Raw genomic sequence first — 17,793 nt, forward strand, 5'->3', positions numbered from 1 at the left:
TTGCAACCTAAGTTAGCTTACAAAAATTCCTTTAGAAAAATTAAGCTTTATAACAAATTTAAAGAATTAATTAGTGCAGGTTTTTTTCTGCAAAGATTGCATGAAAGAATTTTATAAAAGATATTAAAGTCAAACTTATTTAATAGGAGTAAAAAATGAAAGATAAATCTTATTTTAAAACAATTTATAATTCACCAATAGGGAGTATAACCCTCGCTTGTGATGAGAAAGAAAATATTGTCGGGCTTTGGATGGAGGGACAAAAATATTTTGGTGACACTATTGATTCTGAAATGATTGAAAATCATAACCTTGAAATATTTAAGAAAGCTAAAAACTGGTTGGATAGATATTTTAGAGGTGAAAAACCTGAAATTTCAGAATTACCGCTCGCACCTATTGGAAATAGTTTTAGGCAGAGAGTTTGGCAGATTCTATGTGAAATACCATATGGTGAAGTTACAACTTATGGCGACATTGCAAAAATAATTGCAAAAGAAAAAGGTAAAGTAAAAATGTCGGCTCAAGCCATTGGTGGGGCTGTCGGACATAATCCAATTTCTATTATTATTCCATGTCATAGAGTTGTATCTTCAAATGGAAGCCTGACAGGTTATTCAGGTGGAATAAAAACAAAGATAAAACTTATAAAACATGAGGGTGTAAATATGGATAAATTATTCATCCCAAAACATAGCACAGCACCATAAAAACTTACCAAAAATTTAATAAACAAAAATAATTCTAATTTAGATAGTTTAAGAAGTATTTTTCAAATGGATTTGGAGTAGATATTGCAAATTTGAGTGAAGTAATGCTTCCAAAAAATGGGTTTATTTTGTATGTGATAATTTAAAAAATATTATCTAATAACCCCAAAGGTGACAAAGCAACACAAGAATATTAAAATTTGCTTCCAAAAATGATTTGATAAAAATTACAAAACTTACTCTAGGTGCTCTTACTCCTTTTGGAGTTTTAAGTGATGAAATTAATAAAAAGATAGAATCCTATTTTCTTTTAAATACATCAGCTATTAAAAATGCGAGTTCTATTGCCTGTGTTGCATTCAATCTTGGATCACATCTCGTATCATATTTGTTTCTAAGATTAGCTTCTGTGATTTCTTGCGAACCACCTATACACTCTGTGACATTTTGACCTGTCATTTCAAGATGCACTCCACCAGCATAGCTATTATATGATTGATGTATTTCAAAAAAACTTTTTACTTCATCCAATATATTATCAAATGCTCTTGTTTTATATCCAGTGCTAGCTTTTATTGTATTACCATGCATTGGATCTATACTCCATAATATTTTCCTTTTTTCAGGAACAACTTCTTTTAATATAGCAGGTAATTTATTTTTAATATCATTAGCTCCCATTCTAACAATAAGATTAAGTCTTCCTGCTTCGTTATTAGGGTTTAGAGCATCACACAATCTAAGTATTTCATCTTTTGTTATATTTGGTCCTATTTTTACACCCAAAGGATTATCAACACCTCGCAAAAATTCTATATGAGCTTCATCAAGTCCTCTAGTGCGTTCGCCAATCCAAAGCATATGAGCTGAACAATCATAATATTTATCACTCAAGCTATCTTTTCTGCATAATTGCTCTTCATAATTTAATAATAACGCCTCATGTGATGTATAAAATTCTGTTTCTTGTAATTGTTTTGTATTTTGAGTATTGATTCCACAAGCTTCCATAAATTTTAATGCTTCTGTGATTCTATTTGCTATTTCCTCATATTTTTGACCAAATGAGTTATTTTTGACAAATTCCATATTCCACTTATGCACTTCATTTAAGTCTGCAAATCCACCTTGTGCAAAAGCCCTAAGCAAATTTAGTGTTGCTGCACTTTGATTGTAAGCTTTAATCATTCTATTTGGATTAGCTTCTCTTGATTTCATTGTAGCTTCTATATCATTGATAATATCACCACGATAAATTGGATACTCTACTCCATCTATTATTTCAGTGGCATTTGATCTAGGTTTTGCAAACTGCCCTGCAAGCCTACCAACTTTTACGACAGGAATCCCACCTGCAAATGCGAGTATCGCACTCATTTGCATAATAACTTTAAACATATCACGAATATTTATAGCATTAAAATCAGCAAAAGATTCTGCACAATCTCCACCTTGAAGTAAAAAAGCCCTACCATCTACAACTTCACCTAGATGTCTTTTTAGTTTTCTTGCCTCGCCTGCAAAAACAAGAGGTGGATATGACCTTAATTCTTTTTCTACATTTTCTAATTCTTCTTTATTATTATATATAGGTTGTTGCTTTATTTTAAAATCTCTCCAGCTAGAAGGAGTCCATTTAGTCATTTAATTATTCCTTACTATAAAAATAAGGAATAATACTATCAAAAATAGACTTTAAAAATAGTATAGATCTCATAAAGTTTAATTATTTTCCTTCATATACTTGTCTTGGACGCGTAATCCTAGCACCTGATTTTATATGCTCTATTACATGAGCACACCAACCTGGCATTCTTCCTATTGCAAATATAGGCGTAAATAAGCTTACTGGAATCTTTAAAGCAGACAATATAATACCAGAGTAAAAATCGACATTTGGATATAGTTTTCTTTCTATAAAATAATCATCTGTTAAAGCTACTTCTTCAACTTTTTCTGCAATATCAGAGAATCTATCATTTATTTTAATACCTTTTTTGGCTAAATCATCTTTTAGTTTTTTTAAGACTTTTGCTCTTGGATCATAATTTTTATATACGCGATGACCAAAGCCCATCAATCTAAATGGATCGTTTTTATCTTTTACTCTTTGAATAAATTTATTTACATTTTTTACATTACCAATTTCTGCTAATTGATCTAATACTTTTTCATTAGCGCCACCATGAGAAGGACCCCAAAGCGCATTAATACCTGCACTAATTGCAGCATATGGATGAACACCTGTTGAAGCAACATTTCGCACGGTTGTAGTAGAGGCATTTTGACCATGTTCTGCATGGAGTGTAAATATTTTGTCTAAGGCTTCGACTTCTAATGGATCAATTTGAACTTCTCCATCTAATGTATATTTTAGCTTTCCGCCTGGAAATGCCCTAAGCATAAGCAAGAAATTTTCAACATAAGACAAACTAACATCTGGATATATATATGGATATCCAATTGAATGCCTATAAGAAAATGCTACAAGGGTAGGAATTTTTGCAATCATTCTTTTTGCCATCATTTCATAATCATCATCATCACCTATTTCTATATATCCTCTATAAAATGTAGAAAGTGCACCAACAGCAGAAGATAAGTTTGCCATTGGGTGGGCATTGTCTGGAAATGCTTTAAAAATATCTATCAAGCCTTCATTTAAATATCTTAATTGTCTTAAATCTAATTCAAATTCTTTTGATTCTTTATCATCTTTTGGTAATTTGCCACTAATCAATAATGAACAAATATCTGTAAATGAGTATTTTTCTACCAAATCTTGAATTGGAATACCTCTATATAGCAATATACCATTTTGTCCATCTATATAACTAACAGTTGATTTGCAACCAGCAGTTGAGGCATATCCAGGATCATAAGAAAAGATTCCAGTTGTTTCAAATAATTTTCCAAAATCAATAGCCTTAGGTCCTCTTGTGCATTCAATTAGATTAAATTCAAATTTTTCACCAGTAGAATTATTAATAAGAGTAACTGTGTTTTTATTATCCATTTTATAAATACCTCCAATTTATAATTACATACAAATCATAATAACAAAAGTTTTATACATTATTTAAATAGCAGTGAAATCAAGAGTAAATATAGAAATATGTTACATAAATAATAGATTCTGACACTAACAAAACAATAAAATAAATAAAACATAGAAAATAAAGATACTATATATATATGTTTATTAGCATTTACTAATAAACATAATCAAACACAGATAGGGGGCTTAAATGGAAGCTAAAGAAGTAACATTTGAACAAAAACAAGCAGAAGCATACGCATTTTTAGATGCTTATTACACAAGAGCAGATTTTGGCTATGATGTAAAACGTTGGAGGTATGAAGATGTAACCCAAACGATAATAGACATTGTAGAGCAAATGGGAAATGATATTTACACAAATACAAAGGTTTTAGCAGTTGCTTCACAAATATTTAAAAAACTAGCAAGATTTATGGCAAATGGGACAGGTTTTCTTATATCGCTATATATAACTGGCATTGCAGGAAGCTCAAAAGATATCAAAAAAATAATGGAAACAACAAGAGATAACATAACAAAGGATCTTTAAGTGAAAAAAATAATTTTAATATTTGTATGTATTATTTGGTGTCTTACAAGCAAACAATCTAAGAAAAGATGTAAAATTATTTAACAAAAATGATTTTAAATATGTGCAAGATAATCTAGATAAATACAAGAAACAATGTGAAGATAGAGATGGTGTAAGTTGCAGAATTGTAAGTATATACTACGATGTTACATCTCACTATGACGAAGAATTAGAAAGAATGAGTTTTGAATGGGCAATAAAAGGATGCAATTTAAGAGATGGAGCTAGTTGTGGCACTGTTGGCAGTTATTATGGCAATGCAGATGAAAGAACAGGTTACATACAAAAAGATGAAAAAAAAGCATTTGAATTTTTCACAAAGAGTTGTGATTACAAAAGTGGGTTTGGCTGTGCTATGCTTGGATTTCATTATATTAGGTTAGAAAGAGAAGCAAATAGCAAATCTGACAAAAAAGAATATACAAGAAAGGCAAAATTCTTTTTCAAAAAAGGTTGTGATTACGGATATAAAGCAAGTTGTAGCAATTATAGAGATTTATAGGGATATTAGATGAAAAAAATAGTATTGATTTGCGCATATATATGTGAAATATTAATAGCAAATAGTCTAAGACAAGAGCTGAATTATCTTCAATACAATGATATAGCATATATACGAGCTCATCTAGACCAATATAAAAGTCAATGCGAAAATGGAAATGGTAATAGCTGTCAAATAATAGGCAGCTATTACAAAAGAATATATCAAATTAGTGGCTACAAAGATGCAGAGATAGAAAAAGCCTCTCTTATGTGGTTCATAAAAGGCTGCAATCTAAAATCTGGCTCTAGCTGCTATCTAGCAAGTCTTGGATATGGCAATATAAGCAAACTGCCAACACATCTACCAAAAGATGAGAAAAAGGCATTTGAGTTACACAAAAAAGGTTGTGATTATGGGCATAGTGTATCTTGCAACTATGTTGGGTATTATTATGAAGAATTATCAAATAAAGAGAGTGATGAGAATATAAAAAATGAATATCAAATAAAAGCAAAATTATTTCACCAAAAAGCCTCTGAATTAAAAAAGACTGCCAAATAGAGCCAAGTATTACAAAATAGCAATTTAGATAATAAATATAATTACAATAAACTACATAATTATAAAAATTAATATAAACTATATTTTCAATTTTTAAATATAAGGAAGGAAAATGAGTAAATTTCAAGGGTATAATCCAAAATATATACAACTACCAAGTGAGGGTGAAGTAATCAGTATTGATGACAAAGGGAATCTAGTAGTTCCAAATAATCCAATCATTCCATATATAGAAGGTGATGGAATAGGTATAGATATAACTCCAGCTATGATAAAGGTAGTAGATTATGCAGTAAAGAAAGCTTATAATGGTAGCAAGAAAATATCTTGGTATGAAGTTTTTACTGGTGAAAAATGCTTTAATAAATTTAAAAATGAAAAATCTCTATCTCCGATGGAACAATGGCTACTTCCAGATACAATAGAGGCTATAAAATATTTTAAAGTATCCATAAAAGGACCACTTACAACTCCAGTAGGAGAAGGATTCCGTTCATTAAATGTAGCTTTAAGGCAAATATTGGATTTATATGTATGTCTTAGACCTGTTAGATGGTATGGAAGTCCAAGTCCTGTAAAAGAACCAAATAAAGTAGATATGGTGATTTATAGAGAAAATAGCGAAGATATATATGCAGGTATTGAATTTGCACAAGGAAGCAATGAAGCAAAAAAAATCATTGACTTTTTACAAAAAGAAATGGGGGTTACAAAGATTAGATTCCCACAAAGTAGCGGAATTGGAATAAAACCAATTAGCAAAGAAGGCACACAAAGATTGATGAGAAAAGCTATTGAATATGCTATCAATAATAATAGAGATTCTGTAACTATAGTCCATAAGGGAAATATTATGAAATATACAGAAGGTGGTTTTAGAAACTGGGCATATGAACTTGCAAAAGATGAATTTGGCGCATCAGTAATCGATAGTGGTCCATGGTGTAAAATTAAAAATCCTAAAACCAATAAAGAAATCATCATAAAAGATGTAATAGCTGATGCATTTTTACAACAAATATTATTGCGTCCATCAGAATATGATGTAATAGCTACGATGAATCTAAATGGTGATTATATAAGCGATGCATTAGCTGCGATGGTAGGCGGTATTGGAATCGCACCTGGGGCAAATCTAAATGATACAATAGCGATGTTTGAAGCAACTCACGGCACAGCACCAAAATATGCAGGACTTGATAAAGTAAATCCTGGAAGCTTAATACTATCTGCTGAAATGATGCTAAGACATATGGGCTGGATTGAAGCAGCGGATTTAATAGTAGATTCTATGAAAAAAGCTATAGAATCCAAGAAAGTCACTTATGATTTTGCAAGATTAATGGAAGGCGCAAAAGAAGTAAAATGCTCTGTATTTGCAGATGTAATGATAGAAAATATGTAGAATCTATAAGATTCTATTTTTTAAGATTCTAGTAATCTAGAATCTTAGATTGTTATATTAATTTTATATCCCCTATAAAGCCCTTAGTTTGACTAAAGATTCTATTAAGTTTTAGTATAGATATTAATGTATTTTTATTTTATTTTTTCTTGTAATTCTATGGCTTTATTTTTCAAATCATCCAATGTTTGGATATTGTCAAAATAATTACAAAATGCAATTTTTGCTTTTTCTAGCTCATTAAAAGCCTCTATTGCTAATTCACCTTGTTTGGTTATTTTTGTTCCGCCACCGCCGCGACCACCTGTCGAGCTAGAGACAAGTGGGCTGCTAGAAAGGTTATTCATAGAATCTACATCATCCCAAGCAGCTTTATAACTCATTCTCATATCTTTTGCAGCACTAGAAATAGAACCATATTCTAAGATCCTTTTTAATAACCCTACTTTTCCAAGTCCTAGATAATTTTTAGAATCCTTTTTCACCCAAAATCTTCCATAAATTTTCATAAATTTTCTCCTAAAATAATTTTATCGCTACTAAAGCAATCATTTCTAATGCTCTATTTAGAGTCATTTTGAATATTTTGCAATCTATCCAATAAAATATCTTGTGGCAAAGTATTATTTTCATTAATGTCTTTTTTATTTATATTGTTATTTGGGATTACACCAGATGGCATCTTTATAAAAACATCTTCATAATTTTTACCACCTTTTTTATGACGAATATAAATATCCCCACTTACATTATTATAAATATATGTATCTTCCCCATCATAAAACATAACCCACGCTGCATTAATATAATTACAAAAAAGTAAAAATAATATTAGCACTCTCATGGATTACTTTTTTATTAAAGATTCTAGTTTGTTATAAATATCTAAAATAGCATGTTTTTTTGAATAAAAACTATTTCTATTTGCAATAAGATAAGCACTAGATTCTAAAATAACCTCATCTATTTCAAGATTGTTTTCTTTCATTGTATTACCTGTTTCAACAATATCTACAATAGCATCAGAAAGACCTACAAGAGGTGCAAGCTCAATAGAACCATATAGTTTTATAATATCTGTGGCAATGGCTCTTTTTGAAAAAAAGTTTCTAGTGATATTTGGCATTTTTGTAGCAATTTTTATCTGTGGCTTATTGTAATCTATCTTTTCATTGATTTTAGAACCAAGAACAACCTTGCATTTGCCAATCTCTAAATCTAGCAATCTAACTATATCAGCACCAGTTTCTTCTAAAACATCAAGCCCAACTACACCCAAATCTACTGCTTGATATAAAACATAAATAGGAACATCTTGGCTTCTAACAAGAAGGAATCTAAAATCATCTTTTTGCAAAATCAGCTTTCTATTTACAAATGCAAAATCATATCCAAACATCTTAGCAAATAAATTAAGCACATCATCCGCGATTCTACCCTTTGGCAATGCTATTGTAATCATAATAAACCCTCTGTATTTTTTTGCAATGCTTTTAACATACCTTTGAAAACCAAAGTATTATCATAAATTGATTGATTGAAAAATTTAGATAAAAATCTACCATCTCCGCCAGTAAAATAAATATAATCATTTTTTGCCGCATTTTGGATCATCAATATTATACTTTTGATACAACCACAACTAATAGCATCTCTGGTATTTTGTGGCAATGATGTAAGAGATACATTTAGATTAAAATTTAAATTTAGAACTTCTATATTAGAAAACAACTTATTATAAGTATCTAATCCAGGCAATATAAAACCACCTAGATGGATTCCAGATTGCATAATATCAATAGTAATTGCACTTCCTGCATCAACTATCACTCCATTTTGTATAGATAGGCAAGCAGCTTTTCTATCTATACCAAGTCCTTTGTATATAGTATCTAAGTTTATATAGTTTTCTATATTAAGGCATTTAGGGTGAGATTCTAAGAGTTTTTTTTCATTTTTTTTATTTACACTAATATAATAAATAGGAATATCGTGATTTTTTTTTGTTATTTGTGTAGCTTTTTCTTTCCACATCTTACCTCTACAAAAAAAATGAAGATAAGTATTACCTATATCGCATAAAAACATATTTCACTTCGGGAATCTAATAATTCTATTATCATAATAGATCACATCATCTGTATAAAAACTATTTTTATACTCATCTATATCTATTTTATAGATAGAATCTACAAAGCTATTTGGATCTATTTTTATCATATATCCTTGAGATTCTAGTGTATAGATATTGTCACTTATGATAATTGAGCTAAGATTTGCATATTGAAACTTTGCTTTATTTAATTCATTTAACAATAAATCAAATTCTATTACCTCACCCTCAAGGCTAAGAATATATATTTTATTATTAGTAAAAAGTATATCACTAATATTTAAATCCTTAGAAAAATCCTTGCCATCAATAAAAGTCATCAATTTATTACTTGTTGCAATGATTAGATTCTTGCCACTTGAGGCTAAATAAATAATATTATTAAAATATGCTTCGCTGCTTATAGCGATTGTATTTAAGATTTGAAAGTTATTCAAATTCAATATAACAACTTTTCCATCAAATGCAGGAAAAACCACCATATCATCAATAAATAAAGGAGAAGCCACTTTTGAATTGATAGCATAAGCAGTTGAATTATTGCTACTAAAAAGTTTTTCATCTACATTTGTATCCCATAATACAAAACTATTATCAGCTAACACTGCAGCTAGTATATTATCTCTAATGGATGCAGAAATGGGCATATATTCAAAAGTAAATGATTTTAATTCTTTGCCATCTTTATTTAAGATTGATAATGTATTTGTTTCATAGTTTCCAACTAATATCAAATCACCATTTATATTTAAAAAAGTATAATTTTCTTTAAGATTGATATTGTAGATTCCATCTTTGGCAATCAAAGTGCCATCGCTTAATAATGCACCATTTTTATTTGATTGAGATATATGAGATTCTAGTTTATCATCAAATTCAACTTTGCCTACTATGCTATCTTTACTTGGAGTAAAATATTGTTTTTGGCTACAGCCAGCAAATAAAAGAAAGAGTATTACTAATAATATATTATTCATTGCTTTGTTATCATATAATGAGATAATAAACTTGCGAGTTCGCTTATATTAGAATCTTTAGAAATTTCTCCTAGTATAACTTTTGCATCATTTATTTTATTTTCATTAATCAAAATATATGCTTGTTGCAACTTTGATAAATCACCAAGAGTATATTTATTTACATTTTTTAGCACTGATATATCTCGTTCAAAACTACCAATATAATATGATGAAATAGATGAAATAATGGCGCTTTTGCTGTCTTGTATCTCCATAAATTTACTTATATTGCCATCTTTTAGAGCCTGTTGCAATGTAAATAAATCATATAGTTTTGGATTACCTGTTTTTAATTCAGCTTGAAGCGAGGTATTGCTTGTATCTTGTAACAATTCTGAATACAATGCACTATATTTTTGTATTTTTTTTTCATTGTAATATGAATACAATTGATATGAGATTCCACCAAAAATAACTACTACAAGAATAGTCCAAATTATATATTTGTATTTTTTGTATAATATTTCTAACTTTAGTGTATTTTCTAATAACTGCCCATCGCTGCTAATCTCATTTTTAATATAATTAAAATTATTTTTAATACTCAAAACCAATCCTTAAAATATAATCTAAAATTTATACTCCAGTGCTACCAAAACCATTGCTACCGCGTTTTGTTTCATCTAAGCTACTACTAACAATTAGATTTGCCATACTTACTTTTGAGAGCACTGCTTGGGCTATCCTATCACCACTTTTGATATAAAAATCTTCTTTTGAAAAATTAAATAATATTACCATTACTTCGCCACGATAATCACTATCAATAGTCCCTGGAGAGTTTAGCACACCAATGCCATTTTTATATGCTAAGCCACTTCTTGGTCTTACTTGTATTTCATATCCATATGGTATTTCAAATGCAAGTCCTGTTTTTACAACACCAAAGCCACCTGCCTTAAGCACAATATCTTCTATACTATGCAAATCAAATCCACTTGCACCGCTACTTTGATACTCTGGAATCTTTGCTTTTTCATCTATCTTTTTGACTTTTAGATCAATCAAAATTAATTTCCTTATATGCTATTTCTAAAATCTCAAAATCACATTCACCCTTAGGCAATCTAATGGTCACTTCATCACCTACTTTCTTGCCTAAAATAGATTTTGCAATCGGTGAATGAAATGATATATATCCCTTTTCTGGTCTGCTTTCATAAGAACCAACTATTGTATATTGAATCTTTTTATTATCATCAAGATTTAGCACAACAACACTACTGCCAAAATTCACACTATTATGCTCATATGATTTTGGATCTATTATTTGCACATTAGCAAGCATGGAGCTAAGCTCTGCAATCCTTGCTTCAATAAATGCTTGCTTTTCTCTTGCTGCATGATATTCTGCATTTTCCTTTAAATCACCATGAGATCTAGCTATATCAATCTCTTTTACAATATAAGGACGCTCAACTTCTTTTAGATGTTTTAACTCTTCACATAGCTTATTATAACCATATTCAGTCATTGGTTCTTTTTGCATAACTAGCCTCTTTAAAAATTATTTAAAAGCTTTTTGTATATTACTACAACTAGGCTCATATCCGCTTTTACAAGCCTTATCAAATAAATCTTTTGCAAGTTTTAAATCTTTTTTGATTCCACCATCACCATTATTATAGATTACAGCAAGATTATTACAGCCTTTTACATCTCCGCTATCACATACTTTTTTAAATAATTCAAATGATTTTTTTGTATCTCTTTTTACAATCTCATCACCACGATAATATTTGACACCCAAATCATAGCAACCTGCCATATTATTCAATGAGCAAGCCTTGGATAAATATCCAAAATACAAATACTCTGATTTTGGTATCACATCATTATTATTATACATATTAGCCAATATTAGGCAAGATTGCGCATCTTGATACTCACAACCCTGTATCAATAAACCTAATGCTTTTACTAAATCTTTTGCGTCTATATATTTTTTTGCATTTTCAAGACAAATATTGGCATTATTTGCATCACAATCACCGCTAGGCAATGCCTGTGTACTATTTTGAATAGGTGCAATATCTTGTGGATTAGTATCAACATTTTGAACAGAATCTAAATTACTAAAATCACTACTAGATGTCCCAGAACTAACAAGGCTCATTATCGTATCTTTATATAAAAATAACGCTACACATACTACAAGTATAGTAGCTATAATAATAACTTTTTTTCTCATAACATACCTTTTATAAAACACTATGTGCGATTTATACCATATAAATCTTTAAACTACTTAGAATCTAGCACTATATCACACATCTTATTTAGGCTACCATGCTTTAAATAATCTCGTATTTGCCTTGATTTGCAGATAAAATCATTATCATTTGATGAATAGTAGGAATCTATTAAATTATCTGCATTTAATTCATTTTGCAAAAATTCATCATGAAAGATAGAATCTGGATTAATCTTTTGATATAAGATATTTGCAAGACCAACATATTTAATATTTAAAAAATTCTTCACAATTAAAGCATCGATTTTTTTTGCTTTATATCCTAGCACAAAAGGCGTGCCAATGATAGCACACTCTAGCGTTGCAGTGCCACTGCAAATAAAGGCAAATTTGCTTTTGTATAAGCTTTGATGGGAATCAAATACAATATTAAAGTCATCAAGATTCTTGTAAATTTCTATCAAATTAGAATCTTTAAAAACCTTTGGAACAACCAAGTTAAATACCAAAGTAGAATCTAGATTTTTTAATCTATCTTTTACTTCTCTAAAAATAGGAAAGATTCTATTAATCTCACTTATACGACTTCCAGGCATAAAAGTAATGATATCTGAATCTATCACTTCATTTTTAAACTCTTTGATTTCATCAAGAAGTGGATGTCCTACAAAAATAGCTTTTGATTTATAATGCTCAATTTCAAAAGGCAAGATTCCAGCAAGAATATCAAAATATTCTTCAATCACCTTAGCCCTCCAAGGTTTCCAAGCCCAAATCTGTGGCAAAATATAATATATGATTTTTTTCTCTTTATTTTGCTTTTTGATTTTTTTTGCAAGTGGAATATGAAAAGATGAACTATCAAGAAGCAGAATCTTATCGCAAGATAGAGCTAATTTTGACATATTTTTTAATGCAATAGATAAAAACCTAATCTTATAAAATACATCTACAAAACCCATAATAGAAAAATCTTTTGGGGAATATATGGGGGAATTTGTGCTTATATCTTTATCAAAGACACCATATAATTCTATATCAATTCTAGATTCCAATCCTTTTATCAAAAATCTAAGATGCACATTTGAAGAGATTTCTAATGCACTCACAAAAAGTTTTATTTTACTACTCAAAGGTTATCTAGCCTTTATTTCTTTTATTTCATTTTTTAATTTTGCATTTTCTAAATCACTATTATTTAGTTTTGCACGAAGTGTTTTTACTTCAATTAAGCTTTTTGCATATTGCTCATATAATTCCTGTGGATAGACATTTACAGCTGGATTTGCCTTTACAACGATACCATCTTTAAGCACAATTTTTACTTTTTCAAGTGGCTTTATTTGTATATCATTACTTATATCAATAGAATTGGTATTTTTAGAATCTTCTAAATGTTTTAGCTCTAATTCTATATTTTTTATCTCATCTTGGATTGCAACATATTCAGCGCGTAGAGCTTTTAACTTTTCTTGCTCTTTTAATATATCAGCTTCATAATTACCTACTGATATTTTAAATCTCTCAAATTCATTTTCAAAAAATTCTACAATCTGCCAAGTTTCATTTATTTTATCTGCATTTTGCACAAATCTATCAAAAACTTTATCCATCATATTTCCTAAAATTTTATTATGATTATAATTATTCCATTTCAAGACTTAATAAATACAATTCTAATCCTTCTATGATTTCAACATTTAAACTATTGCATTTAATGCAGATTCCATATGATAAATCTTTAGCATAAAATTCGCTTTTACAATCATTGCAACGCAATTTTACATTTTTGTGGATAATTTCTAAAACACTATCTTTTATCAAAGAATCTTCTTCTTTAAAAGTCTCAAAGCAACTTTTTAGCAAAGAGGATTCTACTCCACTTCGCTCTCCAATAGCGACTACAATCTTAAATATTTTTTTAGCATTATATTTATTTGCTTCATTATGTGCTAGATTTAGCAAATCTGATACAATCGAATATTCATGCAAACTCAAATACTCCTATAAAATCGATATAAATTACAGCTAATCATACTTTTATTTTACTAATTATTTTTGCTTTTAGGAAGATTTATTTTTATACGATGCAAAATATCTAAAACAAATTCCATTTTAAAGCAAATAACATTCAAATAAATCATTAAATTTTATGTTAAAATTTTGGCTATTTCAATCACTTTAAAAGGGCAAATAACCTATGAATCTAAAATTACCGCATAATGGGGGGGGCAGTAGCAAAAGTATAGCACTTATTCCAGCCTATAAACCTTCTTTAGAGTTAATCAATATAACAAATTCTCTTCTTAAAAATAATATTATCACAATAGTAGTAAATGATGGTTCAGGAAAAAGCTTTGATGATATATTTTTGCAATTAGATAAAAAAGTCATAGTATTAAATAATGCAGTAAATCTAGGAAAAGGTGCTGCTTTAAAACATGGGATAAATTATATCCTTAATAATTATAAAAATGCAGAATCTATCATCACTCTTGATTGCGATGGACAGCATAAAATACAAGATGTATTAAATCTAAAAGATAAATTTGCTTCAAATAAAAATATTGATTTAGCAATTGGAGTAAGAACATTTGATAGCAAAGTGCCATTTAGAAGCAATATTGGAAATAAAACTACAAAAGCAATTTTTAAAATAATGTTTGGCAGGAAGATTCTAGATACACAAAGTGGACTTAGAATCTTTAGCCTAGATTTTGCAAAGCTAATTCTTAGCATACCATACAATGGATATGAATTTGAAATGCAAATGTTAATCCTTGCATGCAATAAGAATAAAACAATCTTGCAAGTCCCAATAACAACAATCTATATAAATAACAATGCCTCCTCGCATTTTAATCCTATATTTGATTCGCTTAGTATTTATTTTGTTCTTTTTAGACATACAGGAAATTCAATAATCACTGCAGCAATTGATTATATAGTCTTTGTGATAGCATTTTATCTTGGATATAGCCTTTTATCTTGTATGATAGCAGGCAGGATTGTTGCAGGTAGCTTTAACTTTTTTGTTGGGAAAATACTTGTTTTTAAAACAAAAGCAAATCTAAAATTTGAAATCATTAGCTATATCGTGCTTACTATAATACTTATGCTCTTATCAATGCAATCTATATCAATTTTGTCTCATTATAGTGGAATTAGCGAGGTTGTCATCAAGCCATTTTGTGAATTAGCTATCTTTGCTATTAGCTTTTTGGTGCAAAGATTTTTTATTTTTACTACCAAAAATGACATTATGGGGGGGGGGCAAGAAGTTAGATGAAAAAGCTACAGATTGGGAATCTTATTATTCTGCAAATACTAGAAAAGTCCATATATCAAGTATCACAAGGAAAATTTCTCAAATGATAATTCTTGGGCTATTACAAAAATACTTACAACAAGATAAAGTATCTAGGATTTGTGAATTTGGTGGAGGCGATAGCTGTTTTTATGAAGGATTTAGAAAGATATACAATAAAGCGTATTATAAAGTGCTGGATAATTCTACAAAAGGGGTAGATTTATTTAATAATAAATACAAAAATACTCCACCATTTTTACAAGATGCACAGATTTGTAATTTGCTTATAGATTTGCCAAAAGCAGAATTGACATTTGATATTGTTTTTAGTGCAGGCTTGATAGAACATTTTGATAAATATCATACACAAACAATGATAAAAAGACATTTTGACTTTACTAAAGATAATGGAATCGTCCTTATTACCTACCCTACGCCTACCTTGCTTTATAGAATCATTAGAAAATTTGCAGAGATTCTAAAAGTATGGAAATTCCACGATGAAAGGGCGCTATTTTTTGATGAAGTGCATGATAGTGCAAAAGAGTATGGAGAATTGCTAGCAAGAAAACTAAATTTTGCCATAGGGCTTACACAAGAAGTCCTTGTATATAAAAAAATTAAGGAGAATAAATGAATCTAGTTTTAGCGATATTATCATTTTTTGGAGCAGTATTACTGCCTGGGGCTATTTTATACAAGATTTTTGTAAAAGAAAAGTTTGTTATATCAACCTTTATTATTTATAGTTTTATATTTAGTTTGTGTTTTAATTTTGTGCTTATATCTTTTCTAATACTTACTAGAATCTATACGCAAAATATTGTAGTAGGAATTCTTTTGATAGAGTGGATTGTGTTTTTATATATTTTTAGAAATGAAATATTACATGGAATCCCAGCTACTATACAAATAGATAATGAAACAACAAAAACATGTTTTGTCATTGGCATATTAATATCACTATATACGCTAAATAATACCATGAAAGCTGATATTTTTTATGCTTGGGATGCAGTTGTAAGCTGGAATAGATGGGCAAGTGAGCTAGCAAATATGGAATTTGTCCTAAACGATGGAGGTTATCCGCAACTCTATCCTATGTTGCTTTCACTTGGATATGTAGCAAGTGGCAAAATATCAAGCTTTCAAGGAATAGGTGTAGCAATTTGGTATTATTTTGCATTTGTTGGGATTGTATGCAGTGTGTTTTTATTGCTAAAAGATTCTAAAGATATAGCAAAATGGAGTGTATTTGGATTAATCATTGGCATAATTACATATTTATCATTTTTCCATCTAACAAATCAATTTTTTATTGGGTATGCAGATATGCCTGTATCAATGCTGATTTTAATCTCAAGCTTACTTGTGCTAAAAGCTAGTATTTGCCTAGATGAAAATGATAAAGAAAATGCGTATAAATATTTGATTTTAAGTGCGTTTTGTGCTGGAATTAGCTGCCAAGTAAAGCAAGCTGGATTATTTTATATCGCAATTTATACAATATGTCTATCTTATCTATATTTTAAATACAAAATATCAAAAAAGATTCTGGCACTTTGTGTTTTTATTGCGGTTTTATTTCTCATGCCATGGGTTATAATTGCTATTTATACAAAAATTATCTTAAATATGGATGCTACAAATGCAAGCTATACAATGAACAAAATATATGGTGACAAAACGCCATTACAGCGACTAATAGCAAATCTATGGAATCCTTTTAGTTTATTTGCTATTGCTAGCTTATTTTCTATCACATCAAAAAATAAAATAATTAGTATTTTTGGTATTTTTGGATTCTTGTATTTTATATTTTGGGGTTGTTTTCTTAGCTATGATTTAAGAAATATGCAAGCTGGAATCCCATTTATGATTATTGCAACAAGCTACCTAATTTACAAATTATTATTATTTAAAAAGACTAAGAAGATATTTTCATTTTTACATAAAAAAGTGGGGTTATTATTTATTGCATTTATTACAATAGGATTAATCATTAGCTTTTTTTCACAAGAAAAAATATTACAAGGCGAATACAACAGAAAAACCACACTAGGTGGAAAAGAAATGAGTAAAATTCTTTTAAATGTCTATAAAAGTCGTGGTGAAAAATGGCTTCTTACAGATAATCAACCATTGGCTTATAATCCAAATATAAATAAAAAATACTATAGGCTATTTGGCTTTGGGGCTGAAAGTGATAAGTTATTACAAGATTTAAACGATTTTAAAAAAGATAATGGAGCATTTTATATATTGCTTACAAAAAATAATTATGAGATCCACAAAGATTCATTAAAAGATTCTATATATTTAGGAGATGATGGATATTATATTCTTTTAGAATTCAACTAGAATC

The 17,793-nt window shown here is 29.1% G+C and carries 22 protein-coding genes; 8 read left to right on the forward strand and 14 right to left on the reverse strand.

The window, feature by feature from the left end; all coding sequences use genetic code 11:
• Window positions 1-155 precede the first annotated feature (155 nt).
• On the forward strand, window positions 156-710 hold the full coding sequence (locus CQA42_RS05135) for a methylated-DNA--[protein]-cysteine S-methyltransferase (RefSeq protein ID WP_115583621.1): 555 nt from the start codon (window positions 156-158) through the stop codon (window positions 708-710).
• Between the two features lie 300 nt (window positions 711-1,010).
• On the opposite strand, the gene CQA42_RS05140 is transcribed toward CQA42_RS05135, so the two are convergent.
• Both CQA42_RS05140 and CQA42_RS05145 read right to left on the reverse strand, forming a co-directional pair.
• Window positions 1,011-2,354 carry a class II 3-deoxy-7-phosphoheptulonate synthase gene (locus CQA42_RS05140; protein ID WP_115583622.1) on the reverse strand — a complete coding sequence of 448 codons (1,344 nt, stop codon included), beginning with the start codon at window positions 2,352-2,354 and terminating at the stop codon, window positions 1,011-1,013.
• Between the two features lie 82 nt (window positions 2,355-2,436).
• Window positions 2,437-3,726: a citrate synthase gene (locus tag CQA42_RS05145; protein ID WP_115583623.1), complete on the reverse strand. Its 1,290-nt coding sequence runs from the start codon at window positions 3,724-3,726 to the stop codon at window positions 2,437-2,439.
• 232 nt (window positions 3,727-3,958) lie between these two features.
• On the opposite strand from CQA42_RS05145, the gene CQA42_RS05150 reads away from it, so the two are divergent.
• From CQA42_RS05150 to icd, 4 genes are all read left to right on the forward strand, one after another.
• Window positions 3,959-4,300 (forward strand): hypothetical protein, encoded by a 342-nt coding sequence (locus CQA42_RS05150; RefSeq protein WP_115583624.1) that lies wholly within the window; start codon window positions 3,959-3,961, stop codon window positions 4,298-4,300.
• A 22-nt stretch (window positions 4,301-4,322) separates the two neighbouring features.
• Window positions 4,323-4,844 carry a sel1 repeat family protein gene (locus CQA42_RS05155; RefSeq protein ID WP_115583625.1) on the forward strand — a complete coding sequence of 174 codons (522 nt, stop codon included), beginning with the start codon at window positions 4,323-4,325 and terminating at the stop codon, window positions 4,842-4,844.
• A 9-nt stretch (window positions 4,845-4,853) separates the two neighbouring features.
• Entirely contained in the window at window positions 4,854-5,387 is a 534-nt protein-coding gene (locus CQA42_RS05160) for a sel1 repeat family protein (RefSeq protein ID WP_115583626.1), read from the forward strand.
• 112 nt (window positions 5,388-5,499) lie between these two features.
• Entirely contained in the window at window positions 5,500-6,792 is a 1,293-nt protein-coding gene (icd, locus tag CQA42_RS05165) for an NADP-dependent isocitrate dehydrogenase (protein ID WP_115583627.1), read from the forward strand.
• Window positions 6,793-6,926: 134 nt separating this feature from the next.
• Here icd and CQA42_RS05170 read toward each other — a convergent pair whose 3' ends face one another.
• From CQA42_RS05170 to hypA, 12 genes are read right to left on the reverse strand one after another with little or no spacing between them, the layout of a single operon-like run.
• Window positions 6,927-7,301: a winged helix-turn-helix domain-containing protein gene (locus CQA42_RS05170; protein ID WP_115583628.1), complete on the reverse strand. Its 375-nt coding sequence runs from the start codon at window positions 7,299-7,301 to the stop codon at window positions 6,927-6,929.
• A 53-nt stretch (window positions 7,302-7,354) separates the two neighbouring features.
• Window positions 7,355-7,579: a hypothetical protein gene (locus CQA42_RS05175; RefSeq protein WP_147289259.1), complete on the reverse strand. Its 225-nt coding sequence runs from the start codon at window positions 7,577-7,579 to the stop codon at window positions 7,355-7,357.
• Between the two features lie 60 nt (window positions 7,580-7,639).
• Window positions 7,640-8,254, reverse strand: a complete 615-nt coding sequence (hisG, locus tag CQA42_RS05180; protein WP_115583630.1) for an ATP phosphoribosyltransferase — start codon at window positions 8,252-8,254, stop codon at window positions 7,640-7,642.
• Window positions 8,251-8,880: a type III pantothenate kinase gene (locus CQA42_RS05185; protein ID WP_115583631.1), complete on the reverse strand. Its 630-nt coding sequence runs from the start codon at window positions 8,878-8,880 to the stop codon at window positions 8,251-8,253. Before CQA42_RS05185 ends, hisG begins: the two co-directional genes overlap by 4 nt.
• 3 nt (window positions 8,881-8,883) lie before the next feature.
• Window positions 8,884-9,882, reverse strand: a complete 999-nt coding sequence (locus CQA42_RS05190) for a hypothetical protein (RefSeq protein WP_115583632.1) — start codon at window positions 9,880-9,882, stop codon at window positions 8,884-8,886.
• Window positions 9,879-10,472 carry a hypothetical protein gene (locus tag CQA42_RS05195; RefSeq protein ID WP_115583633.1) on the reverse strand — a complete coding sequence of 198 codons (594 nt, stop codon included), beginning with the start codon at window positions 10,470-10,472 and terminating at the stop codon, window positions 9,879-9,881. Before CQA42_RS05195 ends, CQA42_RS05190 begins: the two co-directional genes overlap by 4 nt.
• Window positions 10,473-10,500: 28 nt before the next feature.
• Window positions 10,501-10,929: a dUTP diphosphatase gene (gene dut, locus CQA42_RS05200; protein WP_115583908.1), complete on the reverse strand. Its 429-nt coding sequence runs from the start codon at window positions 10,927-10,929 to the stop codon at window positions 10,501-10,503.
• Window positions 10,925-11,413, reverse strand: a complete 489-nt coding sequence (gene greA / locus CQA42_RS05205) for a transcription elongation factor GreA (RefSeq protein ID WP_115583634.1) — start codon at window positions 11,411-11,413, stop codon at window positions 10,925-10,927. The genes dut and greA overlap by 5 nt, the downstream gene beginning before the upstream one ends.
• A gap of 18 nt (window positions 11,414-11,431) precedes the next feature.
• The gene (locus tag CQA42_RS05210; RefSeq protein WP_115583635.1) at window positions 11,432-12,115 is read right to left on the reverse strand and encodes a tetratricopeptide repeat protein; all 684 of its coding nucleotides are present in this window, start codon (window positions 12,113-12,115) and stop codon (window positions 11,432-11,434) included.
• Between the two features lie 53 nt (window positions 12,116-12,168).
• Window positions 12,169-13,251: a lipid-A-disaccharide synthase gene (gene lpxB / locus CQA42_RS05215; protein ID WP_258865575.1), complete on the reverse strand. Its 1,083-nt coding sequence runs from the start codon at window positions 13,249-13,251 to the stop codon at window positions 12,169-12,171.
• Window positions 13,252-13,254: 3 nt separating this feature from the next.
• Window positions 13,255-13,731, reverse strand: coding sequence for a hypothetical protein (locus tag CQA42_RS05220; protein WP_115583636.1), 477 nt, complete (start codon window positions 13,729-13,731; stop codon window positions 13,255-13,257).
• 31 nt (window positions 13,732-13,762) lie between these two features.
• A complete protein-coding gene (gene hypA / locus CQA42_RS05225) occupies window positions 13,763-14,110 on the reverse strand; it encodes a hydrogenase/urease nickel incorporation protein HypA (protein ID WP_115583910.1) in 348 nt (115 codons plus the stop codon).
• Between the two features lie 208 nt (window positions 14,111-14,318).
• Between hypA and CQA42_RS05230 the strand changes: the two genes are divergently transcribed.
• From CQA42_RS05230 to CQA42_RS05240, 3 genes are read left to right on the forward strand one after another with little or no spacing between them, the layout of a single operon-like run.
• The gene (locus CQA42_RS05230; protein ID WP_115583637.1) at window positions 14,319-15,407 is read left to right on the forward strand and encodes a bifunctional glycosyltransferase family 2/GtrA family protein; all 1,089 of its coding nucleotides are present in this window, start codon (window positions 14,319-14,321) and stop codon (window positions 15,405-15,407) included.
• The gene (locus CQA42_RS05235) at window positions 15,373-16,065 is read left to right on the forward strand and encodes a class I SAM-dependent methyltransferase (protein ID WP_147289260.1); all 693 of its coding nucleotides are present in this window, start codon (window positions 15,373-15,375) and stop codon (window positions 16,063-16,065) included. Before CQA42_RS05230 ends, CQA42_RS05235 begins: the two co-directional genes overlap by 35 nt.
• Entirely contained in the window at window positions 16,062-17,789 is a 1,728-nt protein-coding gene (locus CQA42_RS05240) for a hypothetical protein (protein WP_115583639.1), read from the forward strand. Before CQA42_RS05235 ends, CQA42_RS05240 begins: the two co-directional genes overlap by 4 nt.
• Window positions 17,790-17,793 lie beyond the last annotated feature (4 nt).

The organism is Helicobacter sp. MIT 99-5507, from assembly GCF_003364295.1.
Lineage (GTDB): Bacteria > Campylobacterota > Campylobacteria > Campylobacterales > Helicobacteraceae > NHYM01.

What these genes read in the sequence shown, in the direction of transcription:
- CQA42_RS05135 (WP_115583621.1), top strand. Translation starts at nt 156, where the DNA reads ATGAAAGATAAATCTTATTTTAAAACAATTTATAATTCACCAATAGGG.
- CQA42_RS05140 (WP_115583622.1), bottom strand. Translation starts at nt 2,354, where the DNA reads ATGACTAAATGGACTCCTTCTAGCTGGAGAGATTTTAAAATAAAGCAA.
- CQA42_RS05145 (WP_115583623.1), bottom strand. Translation starts at nt 3,726, where the DNA reads ATGGATAATAAAAACACAGTTACTCTTATTAATAATTCTACTGGTGAA.
- CQA42_RS05150 (WP_115583624.1), top strand. Translation starts at nt 3,959, where the DNA reads ATGGAAGCTAAAGAAGTAACATTTGAACAAAAACAAGCAGAAGCATAC.
- CQA42_RS05160 (WP_115583626.1), top strand. Translation starts at nt 4,854, where the DNA reads ATGAAAAAAATAGTATTGATTTGCGCATATATATGTGAAATATTAATA.
- icd (WP_115583627.1), top strand. Translation starts at nt 5,500, where the DNA reads ATGAGTAAATTTCAAGGGTATAATCCAAAATATATACAACTACCAAGT.
- CQA42_RS05170 (WP_115583628.1), bottom strand. Translation starts at nt 7,301, where the DNA reads ATGAAAATTTATGGAAGATTTTGGGTGAAAAAGGATTCTAAAAATTAT.
- CQA42_RS05175 (WP_147289259.1), bottom strand. Translation starts at nt 7,579, where the DNA reads ATGTTTTATGATGGGGAAGATACATATATTTATAATAATGTAAGTGGG.
- hisG (WP_115583630.1), bottom strand. Translation starts at nt 8,254, where the DNA reads ATGATTACAATAGCATTGCCAAAGGGTAGAATCGCGGATGATGTGCTT.
- CQA42_RS05185 (WP_115583631.1), bottom strand. Translation starts at nt 8,880, where the DNA reads ATGTTTTTATGCGATATAGGTAATACTTATCTTCATTTTTTTTGTAGA.
- CQA42_RS05190 (WP_115583632.1), bottom strand. Translation starts at nt 9,882, where the DNA reads ATGAATAATATATTATTAGTAATACTCTTTCTTTTATTTGCTGGCTGT.
- greA (WP_115583634.1), bottom strand. Translation starts at nt 11,413, where the DNA reads ATGCAAAAAGAACCAATGACTGAATATGGTTATAATAAGCTATGTGAA.
- CQA42_RS05210 (WP_115583635.1), bottom strand. Translation starts at nt 12,115, where the DNA reads ATGAGAAAAAAAGTTATTATTATAGCTACTATACTTGTAGTATGTGTA.
- CQA42_RS05220 (WP_115583636.1), bottom strand. Translation starts at nt 13,731, where the DNA reads ATGGATAAAGTTTTTGATAGATTTGTGCAAAATGCAGATAAAATAAAT.
- CQA42_RS05230 (WP_115583637.1), top strand. Translation starts at nt 14,319, where the DNA reads ATGAATCTAAAATTACCGCATAATGGGGGGGGCAGTAGCAAAAGTATA.
- CQA42_RS05235 (WP_147289260.1), top strand. Translation starts at nt 15,373, where the DNA reads ATGACATTATGGGGGGGGGGCAAGAAGTTAGATGAAAAAGCTACAGAT.
- CQA42_RS05240 (WP_115583639.1), top strand. Translation starts at nt 16,062, where the DNA reads ATGAATCTAGTTTTAGCGATATTATCATTTTTTGGAGCAGTATTACTG.